This is a genomic window from Schlesneria sphaerica (assembly GCF_044336245.1).
Taxonomy (GTDB): domain Bacteria; phylum Planctomycetota; class Planctomycetia; order Planctomycetales; family Planctomycetaceae; genus Schlesneria; species Schlesneria sphaerica.
Map to the genome: position 1 here is coordinate 3534897 of NZ_CP172346.1, position 23195 is coordinate 3558091.

General features: G+C 55.7%; 19 protein-coding genes. 12 read left to right on the top strand and 7 right to left on the bottom strand.

The window, feature by feature from the left end; genetic code table 11:
* Window positions 1-145 precede the first annotated feature (145 nt).
* Together ACGY09_RS12865 and ACGY09_RS12870 are read right to left on the bottom strand one after the other, a co-directional pair.
* The gene (locus tag ACGY09_RS12865) at window positions 146-610 is read right to left on the bottom strand and encodes a RidA family protein (protein ID WP_373649844.1); all 465 of its coding nucleotides are present in this window, start codon (window positions 608-610) and stop codon (window positions 146-148) included.
* Between the two features lie 152 nt (window positions 611-762).
* A complete protein-coding gene (locus ACGY09_RS12870) occupies window positions 763-1572 on the bottom strand; it encodes an SDR family NAD(P)-dependent oxidoreductase (RefSeq protein ID WP_397571817.1) in 810 nt (269 codons plus the stop codon).
* A 287-nt stretch (window positions 1573-1859) separates the two neighbouring features.
* Between ACGY09_RS12870 and ACGY09_RS12875 the strand changes: the two genes are divergently transcribed.
* Window positions 1860-3263, top strand: a complete 1404-nt coding sequence (locus ACGY09_RS12875; RefSeq protein ID WP_397571874.1) for a DUF1501 domain-containing protein — start codon at window positions 1860-1862, stop codon at window positions 3261-3263.
* Between the two features lie 216 nt (window positions 3264-3479).
* Here ACGY09_RS12875 and ACGY09_RS12880 read toward each other — a convergent pair whose 3' ends face one another.
* The gene (locus tag ACGY09_RS12880; protein ID WP_397571818.1) at window positions 3480-4949 is read right to left on the bottom strand and encodes a glycine--tRNA ligase; all 1470 of its coding nucleotides are present in this window, start codon (window positions 4947-4949) and stop codon (window positions 3480-3482) included.
* A 208-nt stretch (window positions 4950-5157) separates the two neighbouring features.
* On the bottom strand, window positions 5158-6273 hold the full coding sequence (locus ACGY09_RS12885; protein WP_397571819.1) for a Gfo/Idh/MocA family protein: 1116 nt from the start codon (window positions 6271-6273) through the stop codon (window positions 5158-5160).
* A 635-nt stretch (window positions 6274-6908) separates the two neighbouring features.
* Between ACGY09_RS12885 and ACGY09_RS12890 the strand changes: the two genes are divergently transcribed.
* The 5 genes from ACGY09_RS12890 to gatC all read left to right on the top strand — a co-directional run bounded on the left by ACGY09_RS12890 (window position 6909) and on the right by gatC (window position 10990).
* On the top strand, window positions 6909-7967 hold the full coding sequence (locus ACGY09_RS12890) for a DUF1573 domain-containing protein (protein WP_373649839.1): 1059 nt from the start codon (window positions 6909-6911) through the stop codon (window positions 7965-7967).
* Window positions 7968-8011: 44 nt separating this feature from the next.
* On the top strand, window positions 8012-9091 hold the full coding sequence (locus ACGY09_RS12895; protein ID WP_373649838.1) for a hypothetical protein: 1080 nt from the start codon (window positions 8012-8014) through the stop codon (window positions 9089-9091).
* Between the two features lie 48 nt (window positions 9092-9139).
* Complete coding sequence (gene cysK / locus ACGY09_RS12900) at window positions 9140-10072, top strand: cysteine synthase A (protein ID WP_397571820.1); 933 nt, start codon at window positions 9140-9142, stop codon at window positions 10070-10072.
* Between the two features lie 295 nt (window positions 10073-10367).
* Entirely contained in the window at window positions 10368-10625 is a 258-nt protein-coding gene (rpmB, locus tag ACGY09_RS12905) for a 50S ribosomal protein L28 (protein ID WP_373649836.1), read from the top strand.
* Window positions 10626-10696: 71 nt separating this feature from the next.
* Window positions 10697-10990: an Asp-tRNA(Asn)/Glu-tRNA(Gln) amidotransferase subunit GatC gene (gene gatC / locus ACGY09_RS12910; RefSeq protein ID WP_373649835.1), complete on the top strand. Its 294-nt coding sequence runs from the start codon at window positions 10697-10699 to the stop codon at window positions 10988-10990.
* 625 nt (window positions 10991-11615) lie between these two features.
* Here gatC and ACGY09_RS12915 read toward each other — a convergent pair.
* Together ACGY09_RS12915 and ACGY09_RS12920 are read right to left on the bottom strand one after the other, a co-directional pair.
* Window positions 11616-12023, bottom strand: coding sequence for an STAS domain-containing protein (locus ACGY09_RS12915; RefSeq protein WP_373649834.1), 408 nt, complete (start codon window positions 12021-12023; stop codon window positions 11616-11618).
* Between the two features lie 423 nt (window positions 12024-12446).
* The gene (locus ACGY09_RS12920) at window positions 12447-13151 is read right to left on the bottom strand and encodes a zinc ribbon domain-containing protein (RefSeq protein ID WP_397571821.1); all 705 of its coding nucleotides are present in this window, start codon (window positions 13149-13151) and stop codon (window positions 12447-12449) included.
* Between the two features lie 400 nt (window positions 13152-13551).
* On the opposite strand from ACGY09_RS12920, the gene ACGY09_RS12925 reads away from it, so the two are divergent.
* The 5 genes from ACGY09_RS12925 to ACGY09_RS12945 all read left to right on the top strand — a co-directional run bounded on the left by ACGY09_RS12925 (window position 13552) and on the right by ACGY09_RS12945 (window position 19729).
* Entirely contained in the window at window positions 13552-15384 is a 1833-nt protein-coding gene (locus tag ACGY09_RS12925; protein ID WP_397571822.1) for an ABC transporter ATP-binding protein, read from the top strand.
* A gap of 21 nt (window positions 15385-15405) precedes the next feature.
* Window positions 15406-16623 carry a metallophosphoesterase gene (locus ACGY09_RS12930; protein ID WP_397571823.1) on the top strand — a complete coding sequence of 406 codons (1218 nt, stop codon included), beginning with the start codon at window positions 15406-15408 and terminating at the stop codon, window positions 16621-16623.
* Between the two features lie 310 nt (window positions 16624-16933).
* Window positions 16934-17935, top strand: coding sequence for a GTPase ObgE (gene obgE, locus ACGY09_RS12935; RefSeq protein ID WP_373649829.1), 1002 nt, complete (start codon window positions 16934-16936; stop codon window positions 17933-17935).
* Between the two features lie 261 nt (window positions 17936-18196).
* Window positions 18197-19075, top strand: a complete 879-nt coding sequence (ispE, locus tag ACGY09_RS12940) for a 4-(cytidine 5'-diphospho)-2-C-methyl-D-erythritol kinase (protein WP_397571875.1) — start codon at window positions 18197-18199, stop codon at window positions 19073-19075.
* A 27-nt stretch (window positions 19076-19102) separates the two neighbouring features.
* Window positions 19103-19729, top strand: coding sequence for a SpoVG family protein (locus tag ACGY09_RS12945; protein WP_397571824.1), 627 nt, complete (start codon window positions 19103-19105; stop codon window positions 19727-19729).
* Between the two features lie 245 nt (window positions 19730-19974).
* Here ACGY09_RS12945 and ACGY09_RS12950 read toward each other — a convergent pair whose 3' ends face one another.
* Window positions 19975-20985, bottom strand: coding sequence for a polyprenyl synthetase family protein (locus ACGY09_RS12950; RefSeq protein ID WP_397571825.1), 1011 nt, complete (start codon window positions 20983-20985; stop codon window positions 19975-19977).
* A 455-nt stretch (window positions 20986-21440) separates the two neighbouring features.
* Between ACGY09_RS12950 and ACGY09_RS12955 the strand changes: the two genes are divergently transcribed.
* Entirely contained in the window at window positions 21441-23168 is a 1728-nt protein-coding gene (locus ACGY09_RS12955) for an RDD family protein (RefSeq protein ID WP_397571826.1), read from the top strand.
* Window positions 23169-23195: the final 27 nt, after the last annotated feature.

The following is a 23195-nucleotide window of genomic DNA, read 5'->3' on the forward strand; positions in this document are numbered from 1 at the left end:
CAGGAATATGACGAAAGTCAGCCGTTCGTCGCCAGAGCGATCGAGGTGCCTCGCGAAACTCGTGACGGACGGCGGAAACAGGGCGTTCACAGCACATGCCGGTTTCCGCCAGAACTGCATCATCAATTCCGCCGGGTGAGACGGTTCACGCCTTCAACTCGAAAATCGTTTCGACCTCGACCGGAATGTTCGAAGGGAGCGACCCCATTCCGACAGCGCTGCGGGCTCCGCGGCCTTTCGTTTCACCCCAGACTTCCACCATCAGATTACTGAAGCCATTGATGACCTGGGGATGATTGCCAAAGTCGGGAGTGGCGTTGACCATTCCCAGAGTTTTGACAAGCCGCTCGATTCGATCGAGGCTTCCCAGTTCTCGGCGCAGGGTCGCCAGCATGGTGAGGCCCACCTGCCGGGCAGCGAGGTAAGCATCAGCTTCACTCATCGAGTCACCCACCCGGCCGGTAATCATCGTCCCATCCTGCCGCAGGGGGCCATGCCCGGAGACATAGGCCAGGTTCCCGACGATCAACACCGGATGATAAATACCACCAGGCTTCGGAGCCGGAGGAAGTTCCAGTTGTAACTCGGCGACGCGGGCTTCGGCACTCATGATATTCAGGCTTTCAATGAAAATGACACGGATCAGAATGGAATCATAGCCAGCTCATTCCCGGAGAGAAACCGATCGTAATCAAGAAGACAACCCAGGATTACGTCGGATTTCCGCAGCCACTTCAAGGCCTTTTATCCTGACCGATCGCATTACCAGTGCATGACAAACCCGCCATCGACGTTGATGGTCTGGCCCGTCATTTCCGAAGCGCGATCGGACGACAGAAAGGTGATCAGATTCGCAATGTCTTCCGGCTTTTGCCAGCGTTTCAGCGGGATCACACTACGAACCTTGTCGTTCGCCCAATCTTCGTAGCTGCGGCGACTTTCCTCCGGCTGCTGATCATTCCACGCCTGCCAGACAGCGCGATTCAGCGGCGTCTGAACCATTCCCGGACAGACCGTATTGACGCGGACACCGTGTGGGGCCAGGTCCTTCGCAAGACACTGGGCAAAGTTAATGTTTGCCGCCTTACTAGCGCTATAAGGGGGATCTGTCTGCGAGCCGATCTGTCCGGCCACCGATGAGACAAACGTCATCGCTCCACGAGAGCGTGAGATCATGCGGGGACCAATCATGTGGGCCACATTCACCATCCCCAGAATGTTAATCTCCAGCACACGCGGCCAGTCAGCAGGAGACAGGTTCGTGAAGGGAAAGCCGAACTTGCCTGAACCGACTGCCGCAGCATGCACCATGATCTCGACCGGTCCCAGTTCGGCCTCCAACTGTTCTACTGCCGACTGCACCTGATCCTGGCGACTCACGTCAACCGACAGTGCGATTACTGGAACCGGAAACTCGTGTCCGAGGGATGCCGCGGCTTCGATTCCTGACGACGAAACATCGCAAAGCGCGATCCTGCAGCCTTCACGTGCCAGCTCGGTCGCGCAAGCCAGTCCGATACCACTCGCCCCGCCAAAAACCACTGCAACCCGATCCTGCAGATGAAGATCCATTGAAGCCTCTTTGTGAAGTATTGACCCACCGCAATTCTGCTGGCGTCAGGAAATGAAATCGAGGTGGGCGTTGTCCCCATTGATGCGTTAACATCTCACAAGTGCAGCGCGTCGACTAGAGTGGAAGCAAGAACAAGCCACTTGAAACCGGACACAACCATGTGACCAGGTCAGACAGGAACTCACCCGTGACATCCAGATCCGCACCAGCGAAATCATTCGTCCCCCATCAGACTCCACTGGGACGTCGACAGTTTCTGTTCGACGCATCCTCAGGACTGGGATCGATGGCCCTTTTGTCGATGCTGGCTCAGGATCAATCTGTTCGCGCAAGCGACGACGTCAAACTTCCCATTCGACCGTTGATCAACCCTGAAGCTCCGACGGCTCAACGGGCACCCCATTTCCCCCCGCGTGCCTCACGCGTGGTCATGATCTTCTGCTCTGGCGCCCTCAGCCATGTCGATTCGTTCGACTACAAACCGGAACTGATCAAACGCAACGGGCAACCCCTTCCCGGTGCCGACAAACTGATCACCTTTCAGGGGGAACAGGGGAACCTGGTTGCCCCACAATGGGAGTTCAAGCCACGGGGTGAGTCAGGGAAAATGGTCTCCGAACTCTTGCCCCATCTGGCAGAACTGGCGGATGAGATGTGCTTCATCCATTCCATGACGGCAAAAAGTAATACGCATGGACCGGCCGAGAATCAGATGAGCACCGGATTCACGCTCGATGGATTCCCCAGTATCGGTGCCTGGATCAGCTATGCACTGGGAAGTGAGACCGCCGATCTTCCCAGCTTTGTTGCCATCCCCGATCCTCGTGGGGTCCCGCAAGCAGCATCGAACAACTGGAACAGCGCTTTTCTACCCGCTGTATTCCAGGGAACCCCGTTTAATGCAGACAAGCCCATCGCGAACCTGTCGAGGCCGGCGGAAATCCCTGAGGCGAACGAGGTGGCCACGCTCGACTTCCTCAAGCGACTCAATCGGCGGCACCTCGAGCAGCACCAGGGTGATTCTAACCTCGCAGCGCGGATCGCCAGCTATGAACTGGCCGCGCGCCTGCAACTGCGGGCCGCCGAAGTCTCGGACCTTTCCCGCGAGAGTCAGGAAACTCAAGCACTCTACGGCATCCTCGACGCAAACCCTGTCAAAGCTGGCTTCGGTCGGAATTGTCTGCTCGCACGTCGACTGCTGGAACAAGGGGTCCGATTCGTCCAGCTCTTTAACGGCTCGTATGCCATGGGCGAAGGTGTGGGAAACTGGGATGGCCACAAGACCCTGAAATCCCAATACGAGGTGCATGCTCCCATTCTTGACCAGCCCGCCGCCGCATTGTTGACGGACCTGAAACGAACAGGCCTGCTGGAAGATACACTCGTCGTCTTCGTGACAGAGTTCGGTCGCATGCCCACGTTTCAGAAAGGAGCGAGTGGCCGCGACCATAACCCGAAGGGGTTCACAACGTGGCTGGCAGGAGCGGGCGTCAAACGAGCGTATAGTTATGGCGCCACGGATGACTTCGGACACACTGCCGTCGTCCAGCCCACCACGATCTATGACCTGCACGCGACCATTCTGCACCTGCTAGGTTTGGATCACGAGCGACTGTCATTCTACCACAACGGGATTGAACGCCGCCTGACCGATGTGCACGGCCACGTCCTGCACGACATCCTGGCCTGATTTGGACCTCCCCACTCACTGGTACGGAAACCCGTTTCAAAGCGAATTCGTGCAGAGCCCTGGGACCGTTTTTTGTGCCTTCAAATCACGGGGGGATGCCGGCAGGTTCCCGGCCCTATTCGATCCAATCCACAGCGTCACTCACCTGCGTCAAACGAAAACGACCGCATGCCCGAACTGAATTCGAGCATGCGGTCGAGTCTGACTGATCGAGTCTCAGCAACTCGCCATGCGGCTACGAACGTGGTCAACGATCTCTTTGACGGGAACGCGAATCTGTTCGAGCGTGTCGCGGTCCCGGATCGTGACGGTATCACCCGACATGGTTTCGCTGTCGACCGTAACGCAGAACGGAGTACCGATTTCATCCATACGGCGGTACCGGCGGCCAATCGCGGCCTGCTGGTCGTAGGCAGCGGCAATCCCGGCCTGTTTGAACTCGCGATAAATGGCGGCCGCCTTCTCTGGCATACCATCCTTTTTGATCAGCGGGAAGATCGCAACCTTGATCGGAGCCAGCTTCGGATGGAACTTCAGCATCACGCGTGACTGCATGACACCCTTTTCGTCCGGCTGTTCATCTTCGTGGTAGGCTTCACAGAGGAACGCCAGGGTGGCACGATCACAGCCCGCTGCGGGTTCGATCACGTGAGGAACATATCGTTCGCGAATCTGGTCATCGAAGTAAGACAGGTCTTTGCCACTCCCCGCATACTTGGGCTTTCCATCAGGCCCGAGTTCAACGACCAGCTTGCCATCCTGTTTGCAGAGCTTCCCTTCCGAGTGGGACCGCAAGTCGAAGTCGCCGCGGTGCGCAACCCCTTCAAGTTCTCCGTACGATCCCTCTTCGAGGAATGGGAAGGCGTACTCGAGATCCGCAGTACCGACTGAGTAGTGCGCAAGCTCTTCGGCGGTATGTTCTCGCAAAATCAGATTCCCTGCCGAGATCCCATGCTTGAGATACCAGTTGTAGCGGCGGTCGCGCCAGTAGCGGTACCACTCGAGCGACTGACTTGGATGACAGAAGAACTCCATCTCCATCTGCTCAAATTCACGAGAGCGGAAAATGAAGTTACGCGGTGTGATCTCATTGCGGAAACTCTTACCGATCTGCGCAATCCCGAATGGAATCTTGACGCGACTGGAATCGCAGACGTTCTTGAAGTTCACGAACATCCCCTGTGCCGTTTCAGGCCGCAGGAATGCCCGGGTCTCTTCAGAACGAACCGCGCCGGTATGCGTTTCGAACATCAGGTTGAAGTCGCGAGGTTCGGTCAACTGGCACTTGTCATGCTCGCCAGGATGCTTCGAAGGCTTCAGCGGACACTCGCTGGTCCCGATATGGTCCGCGCGGAACCGTCCTTTACATTCGCGGCAATCCTGAAGCTTATCCGCGAACAGATCGAAATGGCCCGACACCTTCCAGACTTGAGGGTGCATCACGATCGACGTTTCGACACCCACCATATCGAACGGACTGGGTGCCCCTTCGGGCGTCGTGACTTCGTCATGCTCGGTGATCATGTCGGCCCACCAGGCCTGCCGCACGTTTCGCTTGAGTTCAACACCAAGCGGACCGTAATCCCAGAATCCGTTCAAACCGCCATAGATCTCGGACGACTGAAAAATGAATCCCCGCCGCTTCGCAAGCGCGACGATTTTGTCCATACGGTTTTCGACGGCCATGTCGGATGTGTCCTTCCGGTACGTAGTAGAAACAACTTGAATTTGGGTTCTAAGTCAGTCAGTTAAAGTGGAACTGTGTCCCCCCAACTGTGCTCCGAACCTGGATCCATCGAACCCCTCTTGAGAAGAATCTTCTCAAGGTGGGCCAGTTCCGATCCAGGTTCGCGTGATTTTTTGCTATCGTTCTGTGTCGATCAGCAGGTATCGATCAGGACAGTGTAAACTCGGGCAGTCGCAGGACTTCCCCACCTTTCAGCGCCGATTCATGCGCCAGAATTCCGACGCAGGTCCAGTTGGCGGATAGAGTGGCATTCGGCCAGGGATCACGATTCTCGATCAGTGCGCTGACCATTTCGTGAACCAGATGCGGATGGGATCCCCCGTGCCCACCTCCCTGAATGAACGACAGATGATCTGCATCCTGAATTGACTGTGTAAACTTGCGGATCGGCTCTGGCAAGAGGTGAGCGAAGTCCGGCACTTCGATCTTGGACGGAATTTCATGCTCGGGCTTTTTCGCGGTGTGAATCACGTGAGGTTCACCCTCAACGAGCGTCCATTCAAAGCTCTTCTTGGTCCCGTAGACATCGAAGCTCTCACGGTACTGTCGCGCGACGTCATACAGGAATCGCCAGATGTGCGCGGTGACGTCAGAATCCTTGATCTTGATGTGACAGGATTCCACCGCGAACTTGTTCCCCGACTTTTGTGCGATATCGTCCCGAACCGTCCCTGAACCAAAGCAACTGACGTACTCGGCACGCCCGTTGAGCAACCCCAGACACGGGCTGACAACGTGGGTGGCGTAGTGCATCGGGATCATTTTTTCCCAGTACGAGGGCCACCCATCCATGTCCTGCGGATGCGAAGCGGCCAGATGCTGGATTTTCCCGAGTTCACCCTTCTCGTAGAGATCCTTGATGAAGAGGAATTCACGTGAGTAGACCACGGTTTCCGCCATCATGTACTTGAGGCCGGTCTGCTTGACCAGTTCACAGATCTGCTGACATTCTTCGACCGTGGTTGCCATCGGGACCGTACACATGACGTGCTTGCCCGCCCGCAAGGCCTGCATCGACATCGTCGCGTGATCGGGAATGGGCGAATTGATGTGAACGAAATCGACCTTGGGGTCTTTCAGGACTTCGCTGTAATCCGTGAATCGCTTCTCGATATTGAATCGATCGCCAATCACGTTCAGATGCTCTTTGTTCCGCTGACAGATGGCGTAGACGTTGGCATTGGGATGCGCCTGATAAATTGGAATGAACTCGGCTCCAAAGCCAAGTCCGATCATGGCGACGTTCACTTGCGAATTGCTCATGGTGCAAACCCCTCACTGATTCAGGACAACGTCTCTAGGCGATTGACTCATTTCCAGCGGTACTGCGATGACCGACTGAATTCCGCGATGCCCCAACAGTCACTTCGGAAAACTTGCTCGAGTGGCCTCCCGTTTGCGTAAGACGATCTCCGTCCCCACCGAAAGTGCCACAAAAGTCAGATATTGGTTTATTTCCCTCTGGGTATTTTGTAACTCAAAATGAGAAAAGTTGCCAACGCCTGAAAAACAGGGGAAGGTGCCTGGCCGACACTCAGTCAGGTTGAGCAGAGAGCAATCATCCCACGATGTGATGCCCAGCCTCGGATCCTGGACTGCATGCGCCGTCCCCGGGCGAATCGTGCGGGATATGACCACAAAGGAAACCTGTAACGTCAAAAAAAGGGGAGAGGGATCTGCTGATCGTAAAGTGGACCGCAAAATCATTTGAAGAAACTTCGAAACGCTCTGCAAAAAAGTTCCGTTGACGGCTGTGCAGAGCGCGCATAATGTCAAACACGGACGTTGTAATGATGTGCAAAACGAGACGACAGGTTTTGTCCTCGTGCCCTGGCTGTGGACATGCCAAGGCTTTTCCATCGATCGATTGGGTTTAGCTTCACAGAAGCGAGACGACAATGTTCCTCTGCGTAGTTCGTACCGCCTGCCTTCTCTCCGCCTTTCTCGCTGTCAGCCCCTTATCGGCACAAGACCAGAACTGGGGCCGAAAGATGTTCGACAAGACCGAAATCAAATTTGGTTCAGTCGCCAAAAACTCCGATGTAACTTTCAAGATTACGCTGACAAACATTTTTAAGGAGGCCATTCAGGTCTCCAGCGTCAGCACCTCGTGCGGTTGCATCTCGTGGCAGGACAAAACTCCCATTACGATCCCGTCGGGTGAGCGCCAGGAACTGACAATCCGCCTCGACACAATCCGGCACCAGGGGGACAAACACGTCCGCGCGTTCGTTTCCTTGCTGGAACCGACCCGAGGCTCGACCTCGCAGGTCACCATCCCTGTCGAAGGCCGAATCCGGCAGGATGTTGTGCTGCAGACGAACAACCTCAACTTTGGCGTCGTTGATATCGGCCGCGCGATGGAGCATCGCATGACGGTTTCCTACAGCGGTGGTCGCCCCGACTGGAAGATTACTGACGCAAAAGTCAACAACCCGCACCTGACGACCAAAGTCGTGGAAAAGAACCGCAGTGGCGGAACAGCAAACTACGAAGTGATTGTCACCCTCGACGCCAAAGCTCCAGTCGGAAAACTCCGGGACCAGATGCTGATCGTCACAAACGAAGGAAGTGACAATGGGTATGCGACCACCGTCGATGCCCAAATTGAACCCGACATTGTGGTCTCAGATGTCCAGTTAGGGAAATTGGATGCAGGCCAGTCGAAGACAGTGACCGTGGTCGTGCGTGGCAAAAAGCCCTTTCGCATCCAGAAAATCGACCGTGAGAAACAGGACGATGTGTTCAAGGTGAAATCTTCCGATGCCGATCAGATGATCCACACCTTATCACTCACTTGCACTCCGTCAGAGCAGGACGGGTTGTTTGAAGAAGTGTTCTCACTTACTATCTCCGGACGTGAGCAACCAGTGACCTTTAAGGCGAAAGGTCGCGTGGCAGAACATTCGGTCACTGTCGCCAAGCCAGTGATTGAAACTTCCGCACCGCAACCATAGTCTGCTCAGCACGATCCGTGTCGTGTTTGCAGGAAGTTTGAGCAATGTCGAAAGCGCCCGTAGCTAGGTGTTTCGGTCTGATCGGGTTTCTTCTGATCATGTCCCCGGTGCTGCACGCAGACTCGCCAGAGGACCCCGATTGGGCCAAGGCGCTGATCGACAAAGACATGCAAAAGATCAGCTACAAAAGCGTTGCGAGAGGACAGGACGTTTCCTTTCGGATACCTGTCACCAATGTTCACGCAGACGAAGTGCAAATTACCGCACTTTCGACGTCATGCGGGTGCCTCTCATGGGACGAGAATCGACTCTCTCCCACAGGGGCACTGACTCTTCCCGCCGCGATCACCATTCCTCCGGGCCAGACAAAGTATATTAATCTTCGTCTGGACACGATTCGCCATCACGGTGAAAAACGCGGAACGCACGGAATTGTGACGTTCTTCATCCCCAGCAGGAACATTTTCGGCACAACCCGAATTTATGCAGAAGGCTACATCCGCTCCGATGTCGTACTGCAGCCTGGTTCAGTCAATTTCGGCTCGGTTGACCCGGAAAAAGGGGCAGAACAGACCCTGACCGTCAGTTACGCCGGCCGAAATAACTGGACGCTCACATCGGCCAAATTCAATAGCCCCCACCTTGTCGCCGAAATTGTGGAAAAATCTCGAGCGAACGGCAATGTCAACTACGACCTGATCGTGAAACTCAAGCCGACGGCACCCATCGGAGCGCTCCGCGACCAGATGATGCTTGTGACAGACGACGTCAACAACCCCCAGATTCCAGTGCAGGTTGAAGCCCGAATTGAACCGGAAATTGTCGTAACCGAGGCCAACTTCGGAACGCTCACCCCCGGAAAACCAAAAGAAATTCAGGTGCTGGTCCGTTCCACCAAAACGCCCGCCAAGCCGTTCAAGATTGAGAAATGTGAGCGTACGGAGCAGGACACGTCGATCCGGGTCAAAAAAACGGACGAGACAAAAGTGCTTCACCAGATCACCTTGACGTTCACGCCCCCCAACAAGCCCGGATTGTTTGAGGAAACCTTCTTTTTGACGATCAGCGGCCGAGAAGAGCCGATTACCTTTAAGGCAAAAGGCCGAATTCTCGACATGCAATAGTGTTCAATTCGCCATTCCACTCAACGAACCGCTGCAGGGAGCTCGCAGATGCCAGTTTTTAAGGACAATTCGGAATCCATCGGCCGAACACCACTCGTCAAGATCAATCGCCTCGCCGAGGGTTTGAACGCCACAATTCTGGCAAAAATTGAAGGCCGAAATCCCGCGTACAGCGTCAAGTGCCGAATCGGCGCCGCCATGATCTGGGATGCCGAAGCCAACGGCAAACTCAAACCCGGAATGCACGTGGTCGAACCGACAAGCGGTAACACCGGGATCGCGCTAGCCTACGTCTGTGCGGCTCGCGGATACTCACTGACCCTCACCATGCCCGAAACGATGTCAGTCGAGCGACGCATGATGCTGCGAAGCTTCGGAGCCGAGCTGATTCTGACCCCCGGCGCGGACGGGATGAAAGGGGCTATCGCCAAGGCGGAAGAACTTTCGCGGCAAGACGGCTGGTTCATGCCACAACAGTTCAAGAACCCAGCCAACCCTGCGATCCACTTCAAAACCACAGGCCCTGAAATCTACAACGACACCGAAGGGAAGATTGATATCTTCGTGGCCGGGGTCGGCACGGGCGGTACCATCACCGGCGTAACTCGATACTTGAAAAACGAGAAGAAGCTGCCGATCAAGTCGATCGCGGTTGAGCCGACCAACAGCCCCGTTCTCTCTGGCGGAGCCCCTGGAAAACACAAGATTCAGGGGATCGGCGCCGGCTTCATCCCTGACATCCTCGATCGCTCAGTTATCGATGAAGTGGTTCAGGTAACCGATGAGGAATCGATTGAGACGGCGAAGAAGCTGATGCGGCTCGAGGGAATCACCTGCGGTATCAGTTGCGGAGCCGCAATGGCCGCGGCACTGAAAGTCGCTGCCCGCCCTGAATCGGCCGGCAAGACGATTGTCACAATCCTGCCCGACAGCGGTGAACGCTATCTTTCAACCGCTCTGTTTGAGGACCTCCGCGGGTAATTTCATGACCGACGGTCCACCCAGCTTTTTCAGCAGATCCGCTTCGCCCATCCGGTGGCTAAGTGAAGAAGGACGGTGGAGTCGCCGGCCATGTCTCCGCAAACCTTTGTAATCTTTCGGTTTAATCATTAACTTGAAGCTGCCACAGTGGGAGCTTCTGATCGAGACTGCGGGACGGGAGAACTTTAACTTGCATCCCGCGCCCTAATAGCTATACTCCTGCGTTCCGCACTGGCTGCAATTCGGCCGGCGCCATTATAGCAACAGATTTTCGCAAGTGATTTTCGAGGTTGTCATGGGTTCTGAGTGCGCTATTTGTCAAAAGAAACCGGTTCGCGGCAACCAGAAGGTCGAACGCGGTAAGGCAAAGTACCTGGGCGGTAACGGTCGCAAGACGACTGGTATCACGAAGCGCTGGTTCCGCCCCAACCTTCAGTCTCTGCGGATGCAGTTGGGCGAATCATCCAAGCGAGTTCGCGTATGCGTTCAGTGCCTTCGCTCGGGCCTGGTGGTCAAGCGAGTGGTCAAGAAGCCATTCACCATCGAAGGCTGATTTTTCGTCAGTGACACGATCGCCTGCGATTGTCGCGCGGTGGTCGTGTCACGTCGTTTTTCGAGGTGGCAATGGAACTCACGCGCAGCGTAGTCCAGAAAGTCGCAGATCTCGCACGCCTGAAGGTTTCTGACCACGAGTTAGATACACTTGTTAGCGATCTCAGCGCAATCGTTGGTTATGTGGAGATCCTCAACGAACTGGATACCACAGGGATCGCGCCGATGGTGCATGCTGTAGAACTTCAAAATGTTCTGCGGCCCGATGTCGTCGCCGAGTCGCTCGATCGGCAACTGGCATTGTCGAACGCACCCCGCACCGACGGCTCTTACTTCCTGGTCCCCGCGATCATCGACAGTGAATGATCAAACGACGCGGCTCAGGCTCTCCCTGAAGAACACGCGCCCCGAGTCAGGGCACCGCTGACGCCAAAGTTTTCGTTAAGAGATTTGTCGCCCCATCGCCCCGAGCGTAACGCCAGGCACTCCTTAAAAGCTTACAACTCGTCGGTACACCTCGCAGGTCCGCCGCGAGATTTCAGCCAGCCCTGTGGGTATTGCGACCACCACGCGATCGGGTGGTGCGTCATTAATGATCGGGCCGCAAGAGGAGCGTAAAAGCATTGCTCCCGCGGACAGAACGATCACCGGGACGTGGGCAGGCAAGTATCAGGCCGCACGCCGAATGGGCTCAGCGCATTGGCGAACCGGCTCTTTGTCTGGAACATGCACCCAACGGGCGACCTTGAACAGGTAACAGCACCGGTGACAGCGTGCAGCCTTGGTCCAGAATGAACCCTTCGAATTACCACTCGTGCTCAGATACACGTCATCGTTTTTGCACTGGGGGCATTTCATAACGAACTCCACGCGAGTTATGGAATTGTCTGGTCGCGGGCCCTCGCCGAGCAACCTGTGTGATTGTCGGGCAAGTTTGTAGTTCGAATTCGGTTATGCGCAAACCCCAGTCTTAAAGCAGCCCACCCCCGACTCAGACGGTCTGCCCGGTCAAGCAGACCTCGGAAGTAGCCTCCGGAGGAAGCAGCGACTCCTGCGGCTCCGACATCATCTCGTAGACGCCGTCGCTGTTTAATTTGAAGAATTGTCGGAACCACAGCATTCTTTGCACATTAGGCTGTGGAGACGTCAGGGCGAACCAGGTTCCACACTTCTCCTGCCAGTCAAACAGCATTCCGAAGAACCCGCTGGGAATGTATTTGACATACTGCATGTCGATCGCAATCGACTCACAACGCTCATCGTGAATCAAGCGAAACAGCCCTTCGCGAAGCAGCGCGAGGTCAGCACCGTCCCAGATCTCCATCTCGCCAAGCTGCAGAAGGTAGAACTCATCCCGAACGTCGATCAGCATCCGTTTAAAGCGCCGCTGAACTGCCATGAAAGCCTTGTCCTGTCACGAGTGGAACGAACGCCAACTCCGAAAACGATGCTTCGGGGTACGATCACCACTAATCGCAAAGACTGGACCGAGGACCTGAAATGAACCCACCTTCCCTGAAGTTAGAATCGCAAACAACCGACACGGAAGGGTTTGCGATCGATATAAATCCTGCCGAGACGGGAGCAGAACCGACCGCTGTGGTAATTTCACCACAGCGACTGATGTCAATGTTGCGATAAAGCCACACCCTCGCTGCGGGGTCTTAACAGCGTGCGTGGCACAGTGCCACGTCTTGGCGCGATGCAGCAGCAGCCCCACTGAGGTCAATCGAGCACATACAAAGCGCGTCATGCCTCAGATCGGAAGAACGAGAGCCCAAGAGTTGCATCAGGAGGGGCAACTCTTGGGCTCGTCCGGGCCTTACTCTTCTTCTGCGACGTACATCAGACGGCCACAAGTACAAAACCGAACCCGACCTGCTCGCAGTTCAAGATAGACCTGGGCTGTGAGTGACACGTAACACTCGCTGCAGGACTTGTTAACAACCGGAGCCAGTGCATCGGCCCCGTAGGCCTGAACCAGACGCCGATATTGTGGAACAATATCAGGGGGGAGGATTTCTTCAGCCTGAGCAATTTCCACTTCCAACGCAGCGGCTTGTTCTTTCAAACCCGCTTCCTTGGAATTGACCTCCTGAACCAGCGTCTGAAGCTCGGACTCGATGGTCGTGATGTCCAACTCGGCTTTTTTGATTTCCATCTGGATGACGTCGACCTTGTCGAGCGCTTCCAGAATTTCGTCTTCAAGAACGCTCTTGGCCATCGTATCAGCAGCAATCTGTGAGCGAAGCGCTTCGTATTCGCGGTTACTCGCGGCGGCGTTGAGCTTTCCAGAGAGATCGTAGATCCGTCCTTCACTGGATTTAAGCTGCAGGTTCTTCTGGTCGGCGGCCAGCTTCATCTGCTTCAGCTTGTTGCGCTGGGCTTCGATCTCTTCTTTTTTCTTCTCAATGAGTTGCTTGCGAGCCGCGATTTTACGGGGGCCTCTTTCCAACTGATCGGAAATCTCACGCAGTTTAATGCGTAATCTGTGCAGTTGTCTCATACCAGCGGAAATCGAACTCATCCACCAAACTCCTCGAAAGCCCACGTTTCTCCTGTTTGTGCACTATAACATAAACCCGCCAGTCGCGCATTCTGTTCTGACGAAAGTTGCGAAACGAGCCGCCAATTCGCGGTTCTCAGGCTCATTCCAGGGATGTTGATGATCGCTCGGCAACACCTTCGAGCGGCATTGCCACCTTCTCTGCCTGACCTCAACCATGGGCCGATTGACGTGTGCGGCGGGGAGCGGCTTGCACTTCCGTGTTGCATCATTCATCTTTGGACCTGTGTCGATTGCAGAATCTCGTCCTCGTGCGAAGCCGATGTCTGTGCGTGCTGTTTCCCCACCACCTCGTGTGTCGAGCGCATCCAACTGGTCTCTGATACAGCGGATGCTGTTGCTTGGCTGGAAACACCGTGTGATGTCGGTCTATGTACTGACACTCAACCTGTTACTGGTAGGACTGAACCTGGCCGGCCTGGGCTTCACCGGCTTGGGGATTGACGTCCTGCGGAACGCCCTGGAGCCGGGCAGCCCCCCCGTCCAGTGGCCCTTGGGCTTCCAGCCCCCCAGCGACTGGACCCCGATGTCGGTCGTGTTTCTTGTCGCCGGACTGGTGCTGGGGATGGCAGCGGTCCAGGCCGCGCTGAAATTCATCACTGCCGTCGCCGGGGCAGCCCTCAGCCACGCAATCGTCGTTCAGTTGAGAACCGACGTTTATGACAAGCTGCAGCGATTAAGCTTCCGATTCTTCGATGCCCATGACAGCAGCTCGTTAATCAATCGCGTCGCCGGAGACGTCCAATCTGTTCGCAGCTTCATCGACGGTGTTATTCTGAAGATCCTCACCGTGGCCCTGACGCTGGCCTTCTATCTCGCCTACATGCTGTCGGTGCATGTGACACTCGCCCTTGCATGCCTGCTGACGTCTCCCCTGCTGTACGTCGGTTCGGTCTGGTTTTCCCGAAAAGTTCGTCCCCTGTACCAGCGCAGCAGCGAACTCGGCGACACCATGGTCCTGCGCCTTTCGGAGAACGTGCAGGGCATTCAGGTCGTCAAAGGATTTGCCCGCGAGGACGACGAAATCGAGCGGTTTCGCCAAGCGAATCGTGAGCTGCGTGATCAGAAATTTGATATCTTCTGGAGCCTCAGCCTCTACCAGCCCGTCATGGGTCTGCTGACTCAAGTCAATCAATTGATCCTGATCGGGTACGGAGGAATGCTGGTGATCCGCGGAGAACTGCCGCTGGGAGCAGGCTTTTTCGTGTTCGCAAACCTGATCAATGAGTTTGCCAATCAGGTCGGCCAGATCATCAACATCGCCAACAGTATCCAAAGCAGCCTGACAGGCGCAGACCGTGTTTTTGCCATCCTCGATGCCCGGATCGAAATCGAGAGCCTCCCTGATCCCGTCCCCCTGGCGCGAGCAAGGGGTGAAGTCACGTTCGAAAACGCCAGCTTCACCTACCACCGCCCTGACATCGATATCCAACTCGGGACCTCGCTCAATCCAGAAGCGGAAACCCCTCAGGACAATCCCGTTCCTGTTCTCGACCAAATCAACCTGACGATTCATCCGGGTGAATGCGTGGGAATCGTGGGTGAGACCGGTGCGGGCAAGACAACACTGCTGCAGTTGATTGCCCGATTTTATGACACGACCTCGGGACGGGTCCTGGTCGACGGAGTGGATGTCCGGGAACTCGACTTACAGGATTTGCGTCGGAACATCGGAATCGTGTTCCAGGAGAGCTTCCTGTTCAGTAATACTGTCGCTGCCAATATTGCCTTTGGTCGACCAGGGGCCGACTTGACCGATGTTGAGCGTGCAGCGCAACTCGCATCCGCTGCGGACTTCATCGCAGAATTGCCTCAAGGATACCAAAGTCTGGTCGGCGAACACGGCTCCAACCTTTCAGGAGGCCAACGGCAACGACTGGCCATCGCACGGGCACTCCTTCTTGACCCTCCGATCCTCATGCTCGATGATGCAACTGCTGCGGTCGATGCAGAAACCGAGCACGAAATTCAAGAGGCCATCCAGACGGCGGGAGCGGGCCGAACGACAATCCTGGTTTCCAGTCGTATCAGTTCCGTTCGGCACGCGGATCGAATCCATGTTCTCCATCAAGGACGAATCGTTGAATCAGGGACGCACGAAGAGCTTCTGCGAGAGGGGGGCGAGTACGCGAAACTGGCGGCGCTTCAGTTCGCCGCCGATCTGGAGCCCGTCGAATCCGCTGAGTCGCAATGATAAGCCGGTTAAGGAATTCGAATGACCTGGATGTCGCTGGGCGTGCTAACGCTGCTGTCGGCTGGATTTGCCAAACTGTCGACTGCGGGGCTGAACCGCCTTCTGGCGACCCCTCGATCAAAACGAACACAGGTTCTGGTCGAAGTTCCCCAACTGCTGAGCATTCCACTCTATCCCCTCGTGTTGACCCTCAGTCTGGGGAATCGCACCACCAGTCTCGGCCAATTCCACTGGCAGTCCCTGAACCTCTGGGAAGCGGGATTGGTCGCGCTGGGATGCCTGGGATTCGTATTTCTCGTCCGATCGACATTGAAGTTCCAACTGTATCAACCACCGCGGTGCGAAATCTCGTCAGAGACCTGCATCCTTGATTTCCGCACGAAATTCCCTGGTCCCGCGACTGCTTCGGGCGACGCCGCTGCGGCGGAACACTGGCACCACGCACTGGTGGGACAAAAGCCGATGCGGGGAATCGCGCTGCTACCCGGGAATGAGCAATTCACGCTGGAAGTCAGCACAAAAACGTACACCCTGCCACGACTTCCCGTCGAATGGGACGGACTCTCGATTCTGCATCTGGCGGACACCCATTTCCTGGGTGGCGTCAAACGGACTTATTTCGAGCGAGTGTGCGAAGAAGCCAATGGACTGAAGCCTGACGTCATCCTGTTCACGGGAGACCTGCTTGACGATCTATCCACCCTCGACTGGCTTCCCTCCACGTTTGGTCGACTTCGCGCCCCCTTGGGCAAGTATTTTATTCTGGGCAACCACGACTGGCTGGTCGGGGCCGAGCGAATCCGTGCGGAACTGCAGCGGCAGGGCTGGATTGATCTGGCCAGCCAGTGCATTGAGCTGAGATCACCCGAAAAGACCCGCCCGCTGATTCTGGCTGGTGACGAGACCCCGTGGATGGGCACTCATCCCGACCTGAGCCAGGTGGATCCCTCGCACTTCCGTATCTTGCTCAGCCACACACCTGATAACATTACCTGGGCGACTGAGCAGGGAATCGACCTGATGCTGGCGGGTCACACGCACGGAGGCCAGATCCGCCTGCCGATTCTAGGACCGGTCTATTCACCCAGTCGATTCGGCTGCCGCTATGCCTCAGGCGTGTTCTGGATTGACCCGACGCTGATGTATGTGTCGCGCGGGATCAGCGGTCGTGAACCCGTCCGCTACAATTGTGTTCCCGAACTGACGAAACTGGTTCTGAAATGCAGCATCCCGTCGTGAAGAAAGGCCAGGGCATGTCGACCCGAATACGAACCGACTTTTCCGCGTGTTGAGGAATCTCCACAATTTGTGAACCTCGACGGCCGCAGGATCGATGATACAGGTCTGTTCCGAAGTCACTTCCAAAGTGGACGAATTCAATAGTTTGGGACTTCGGGTTCGGCGGGCGCGGAGACCTCTTCGTTGGCCCCTCATCACAATCCAGAGTCAGTTAAGTGACTGTAACGAGCCCGGCGGAACGGCGATGGGCCTTTGGATTGCAAGCTTTTAGTCACTACTAAGCGGACGGACGTACCGCTAGAATACCAACATGTTCGTAGATCAAGTCAGCATATTCTGTAAAGCGGGTGACGGCGGTCCGGGTGCATGCAGCTTCCGGCGAGAAGCTCATATTCCGCGCGGTGGTCCAGACGGCGGCGACGGTGGCAGGGGAGGGGACGTTGTCATCGAAGCGGATGAGAACGTCAGCAGCCTCGTCCATCTCGTCGGGGTGAGACACTGGCATGCAGAAAACGGACACCCAGGTCAGCCGACCCTGAAAGCAGGCAAATCGGGTGCGGAAACGGTAATCCGCGTTCCGCCTGGCACAATCCTGCGCGACGCAAAGAGAGATTTCATCCTCAAGGATCTCGTCGAGCACGGAGACCGTGTCGTTATCGCGCGAGCGGGCGATGGGGGCAAAGGAAACGCTCGCTTCACTTCATCGACGAACCGCGTCCCCCGCGAATTCGGCCCCGGCGAACCGGGTGAAAGCCGCGACGTCATTCTGGAACTGAAGGTCATCGCGGATGTCGGTCTGATTGGCAAACCCAATGCGGGTAAATCAACTCTGTTGAGCCGGCTGTCGCGGGCAAACCCCGAAATTGCGAATTATCCGTTCACAACGAAGTACCCCAATCTGGGCATCGTCCGGGTTGGCCAGGAACGTCAATTTGTGATGGCTGACATTCCGGGATTGATCGAAGGGGCTCACGCCGGCGTGGGACTCGGCCACGAATTTCTGAAGCACGTAGAACGAACCAAGATGTTCATCCATCTGGTCGAACCCTCTCCGGATGACCAGACAGATCCGATCGAGAACTATCTGGCGATCCGTGAAGAACTGCGGCTGTATGACGAAGAACTGGCCTCTCGACCCGAAATTATCTGCATCACCAAGGGGGAACTTGAGGATGCGGATGCCGCAGCAGAACTGCTGGAAGAACGGATTGGTCGCCCTGTTCTGAAGATCTCCTCCGTCTCGGGTAAAGGCCTGCCTCAACTGCTGCAGCAGACGATCCGCCGCCTGGACGAACTCCAGAATCCCGAATAGGGCACAAGCTTCGGCGGGCTGCCCGGATTTGAGATGCTTTAAACTCATCTTGACTGACTTGACAAGTCGGTCTACCATCGATTTTCGACTTGAGACACGATCTCATCGTTCGATGAATCGTCAATTGGTAAATATCCCTTCGTCCGTTGATTGCCAGGGGACTCGACAAGTCTCCGCTCAACATGATCAACTAACGCAGGTCGGGCGGGTCAACAGGATGTGACCAGAATGCTCTGCCAGCCTACAGCTTGTTCTCTTACGATGCGGGCTCCCGCAAAACTGAATCTTTTCTTGCGCGTGGTGCGGCGCAGGGAAGATGGTTTCCACGATCTGGAAACCCTGATGACAGCGATCAACCTGTACGACACCCTCGTCTTCAAAGCAAACGACTCGTCAGACGTCACTTTGAAGATCGTCATGGGTGCTGCACGTGACCAACACACCCCGCCTCAGCCGACGCTCCCAACGGGCCCCAACAACCTGGTGATCCGTGCAGCAACGCTGCTCAAAGAATACGCGAAAGTCGCGGCAGGGGCAGAAATTACCTTAATCAAGAGAATTCCGTCTGAAGCGGGACTGGGAGGTGGCTCAAGCGATGCAGCCACAACACTCAAAGGACTGAGCCGCCTTTGGAATATTTCGCTGACACAGGACGAGCTTTTTCAGCTTGCCGCCAAACTCGGCAGTGACGTCGGGTTCTTCGTCGGAAAGACTGCGACGGCGGTTTGCCGCGGACGGGGCGAACGTGTCGACCCGCTGCAAGCCCCAGTCAGCCAACACTTTGTCGTTGCCAAACCGGCGTCAGGTCTGTCCACCCCAGCGGTGTTCAAGCAGTGTGAACCGGGACGCACCCAAACGACGGTCGAGGAATTTGTTCGGACTCTCCCGCAATCACAGTCTCACCACATGGTGCGATTGTTGCACAATGACCTGCAGTCACCAGCAGAGCTCTTGAACGAAGACGTTCGACACTTACGAAACCTATTTAACAAACTACCTGTTTTCGCCCATCAGATGACCGGAAGTGGCACGTCCTATTTTGGGATTTGTTCCTCGTCCCGACATGCCAGATCGATGGCAGCTCGCTTGAAAGCTTCTGGCATTCCCTGGGTTTACGTTGTCAGGAGCTGCACGCAGTGAGTTCGTAGTGAGTTAAGGAGACGATCTGTGGAAATCACCGAGATTCGCATCAAATTGATGAACGATCCTAATGAACGTCTGCAGGCATTTTGTTCGCTGACGTTTGACGGTAGCTTCGTCGTCCGTGATCTGAAGATCATCCAGGGAACAAAAGGTTCCTTCGTGGCGATGCCCAGCCGTAAGTTAACAGACCATTGCCCCCGCTGTTCAGCGAAAAACCACTTGAGAGCCCAGTTCTGCAATGAATGCGGGGTTCGGCTGCATCAGGACCGGGCCGCGAAGTCAGAAGACGGACGCGCAAAACTCTACGCCGATATCGCTCACCCGATTAATTCTGATTGCCGGGAAACGATCCAGGAGCAAGTCCTTATCGCTTATGTCAGCGAACTGGAACGTTCAAAGCAACCGGGTTATGTCTGCATCTACGACGACTACGGCGAAGACAGCTACGCACAGCTGGGTGAAGACGAGTCCCCCCTCAGCGAGCTACCTCGTCTGCAACGGAATGGAGAATCTCTCCATCGAAGAGACCTGCCCGATATCCGGCACTCGACGCCGCATATGAACAGGGTAGAAAACTCTTCCAATCCCTTCGCAGTCGCCCAGCGTAATGGGCACGACGAAGAAGATAAGTTTGGGGCAGGGATTATTTAAGACCTGAGCCCCCTTGTGAGAATCGGAATAACGTAGTGCTCTGAACGACCTCTTTTATCGTGCAATCGAGGTATCAGGTTTGTCGTCTTTGAACTGCTGCACGCCACGCATCAACACACGTCGATCACTCAAACGCTATTCACTGACGAGCTGCCCACAGTCCATCTATTCGAGCAGGCGCCATTGCCCCCAGCGATGTCACTGGATTTATCGAAACGCGGAATGAATGCGACGCCGCCCGAGGATCAGAACGTTCGCTGCACAGCAAACTCGGCGATGTCTGCCAGGATTCGGCGGGCAGGTGTCTGTGGTAGCAGTTCCAGTTGATTTCGTGCCTCGCTGGCCAGATTCTTCGCCACGCGACTGGTGTAGCTGAACGCATCGCTGCGCTCGAAGTAAGGTGTCAGGCGACTTCGCGTAGTTTCATCGGGATGCGCCAGCAACTGACGAATCTCTTGCGATTCCTGCTCGGAAGCTGTCTGAAGGAGGCGAATCAGCGGCAGGGTGAGTTTCTGTTTGAGCAAATCACTGCCCAGTGACTTACCAATCTTTCCTTCGCTGCCCATCAAATCCAGTACATCGTCAGCAATCTGGAATGCCAGCCCGAGCGATCGACCGTACTGCTCAAGCGCGGCAACGACTGAGGGATCCGACTGGGAATAGTAGGCCCCTAAATGACCACACAGCGCCGTCAATTCAGCCGTTTTCCCATCGATAATCTTGAAGTACGCTTCCTCGGTCAGATCCAGATTACCCCGCTCCTTGATCTGAGACAGTTCTCCTTCGCAGACCATATTGGTCGCCCGACCGATTCGGCGACAGGCGTACGTCGTGTCGAGACTGCTTGCCAGATGAAACGAATGGGTAAAGAGGTAGTCACCGAAGAGTACACTGGTTTCGTTGTTCCAGCGCGAGTTGACGGTTGCCACATGGCGTCGCGTTTCCGCTTCGTCCAGAACGTCATCATGGACCAGAGTCGCGAGATGAATCATCTCGACGACAGCAGAAAGAATTTTGTGGTCTTGTCGAATTCCGCCTGTCGCTTTCGCTGTCAGTAAGAGCAGCATCGGGCGTAACCGCTTGCCACGAAACCGCGTTGAATGATGTAAAATGTCGCACACGTAGGGGTTAGAGCTGTGCAGTTCTTCGGCCAGAATCTGCTCAGCTTCGAGCAATTCCGGACCGATGGCCTGTTCTACCGCGGTCAAAACCGGAACACCCTGCACTACTGACTCGCCTGAACTCTGATGAGACATTTCACACCGTGATTTCGGATCGGATCTCGCAACTACCCAGTCGGCCCCTGTGCTAACCGTAGCCGATCCCCAAAGGTTAACACAGCACTCGAAAAAGCAACGGCCTACAACAATGGACTCTGACTTTGGATGTCAGATGTGGAATGGCGTGAGGACGGGGGATTACCCTTCCACAAGAATTCCAGAGGAGAGTAGGTTATCGGCTGACTCTTGGAAACGCCAATACCACTGCCCGTTCCGAGGGTCGGAAAACATTCCTGCCCGATCCCCACCTCCGGCCCTTTTGCTCGCCGAAACGTTCACCGATGAAACCACTTTCTGGTTTGTCCTGCACTGTTTCGATGCCCCGATTGACCCGTCAGACCATTCGCCATGGAATTTGAGACAAAATCAGGTAAATTCACCCCCCAGAGAGAATTCCGGGTCGCCACACACTTCAGGAATGGACCTTGGCCATGTCGACAAACCGAGCGGTGCCCGATCCGAGTACTCTCATATGGCCTCCCTATCCGGGAAGATACATCTTCCTGGTGGTTCTCCTGACTTTCGCGTCGATTGCGTTACAGGTCATTTCTTTCGCGGCGATTTCAATCGGGCTGCAGTATCCCCGTTCAGGAGGTCGCTCCAGCGCCATCGGGACCGGGAACAACTCGCTGCTGCCTCACTGCGCGGCCCTTCACAAAGGGGAATTATGGGTCTCGGTTGCCACGACACCTCTTCCCGCAGTACGCCGACCGGGATTTGTTCCGCCACAATCGCGGCTGGTCGTCATCAACCCGAGCGACGGGGCGACTCGGGACTCAGGCATCAGCCTGGAGCCGGGAGCAACCGGGGTAATTTCCGTAGGGGATGAGTTATGGTGCATCTCGAAATGGGTGATGACCCGTATCGTGGATGAGCAGGCCATTCCTCGACGGCCGATCCGTGCTCTAAACGAGCCCTCAAATCCTTTTCTTTACCACGGCGAACTAGCGGTGATCGACCGCAACACGAACGACGACTACGATCTACTGGTATGGCAGAACAACGAGTGGTCTGAAGCGGGGAGGCTTGATATCCCTGGAATGAACGCGACGGGAGCCGCCTGGTTATTCCCCCAAGTACGCGTCCTGGCGACATCGAACTCGATCTATCTGTTCCACTCCAATGGTACGTCAGTCCGTTTTCGTGAGGGACTTTCATTTGTGAGCAACTCGCCTGCGGCGTCGGCAGCGAATCCCGCTAACAGTCCGCTCCCGGAGTTGGGTTCGGAGACGGACAGGGAAGCTGGCTGGACTCCCATCAATCAAATTTCCAACTGGGGAACAGTATGGGACGTGGTCGATGTTGATGGAGACATCCGTATTTACTACGTGCCTTCCCTCAACCATAGTATTGAGCAAATTCGTTGGCAGGACAACGCCTGGATCCACATGCCCCTTTCTGAGAATCTCTTCACAGAGAGTCTGGCGGGAGTGGGGGGAACGCCCGCGTATCTGGTCAGCGATTTCCTGCATTTGTATGAGTTGGGAAACTCGACGCTGAAGCGAGTCGCCCCGTTCGAGCCCATCTCGCCCCTCCTGGAATGGTTTCTCTCCGTCGTTCCCACATTCCTGAGTTACGCTCTCGGAGTCACGATGCTGACCGTCGGCACCTCCTGGCTGATGCGCCGTTACCGAAGTAGCGGGTATCTGTTTGGCAAGCGGACCGTCACCCAGGCCTCCGTTGCTCGACGAGCCATTGCCCGTGGCATCGACCTGCTGATTTCCACTTGCCCCGTATTTATCGGCATCGGCATGTCAGTGCCGTATCTAGTCGAGGCCGAAAAGTTGGGGATGACAGATCCGATCCGTTCTCAATTGGTGGAACTCGTGTTCGCCACGTTCGGAATCTGGTTCCTCGGAGTCATCTTCTTGAGCTTCATACAAGGACTGTACGGAATTACGCCAGGCAAGTGGCTTTGTGGAATCCGCGCGTTGCGGACCACGTTGCGGCCCCCTGGGCTGTTGCGGTCGCTGACCCGCGAACTTCTCGTGTACGTTGATGGCTTCTTTTTCCTGACGTGGATCCCGGGCGTCCTGCTGATTGCGTTTACTCCTCACTGGCAGCGACTGGGTGACCTGGCTGCGGATACTGTGGTCATCCTGAATCTCCGGCCCTCATCAAGCGAAACAAGTGGCAGCGAACCAGCCGAAGTCACGTGACAGGCGTGCTGCCCGATTCCCGTGTCA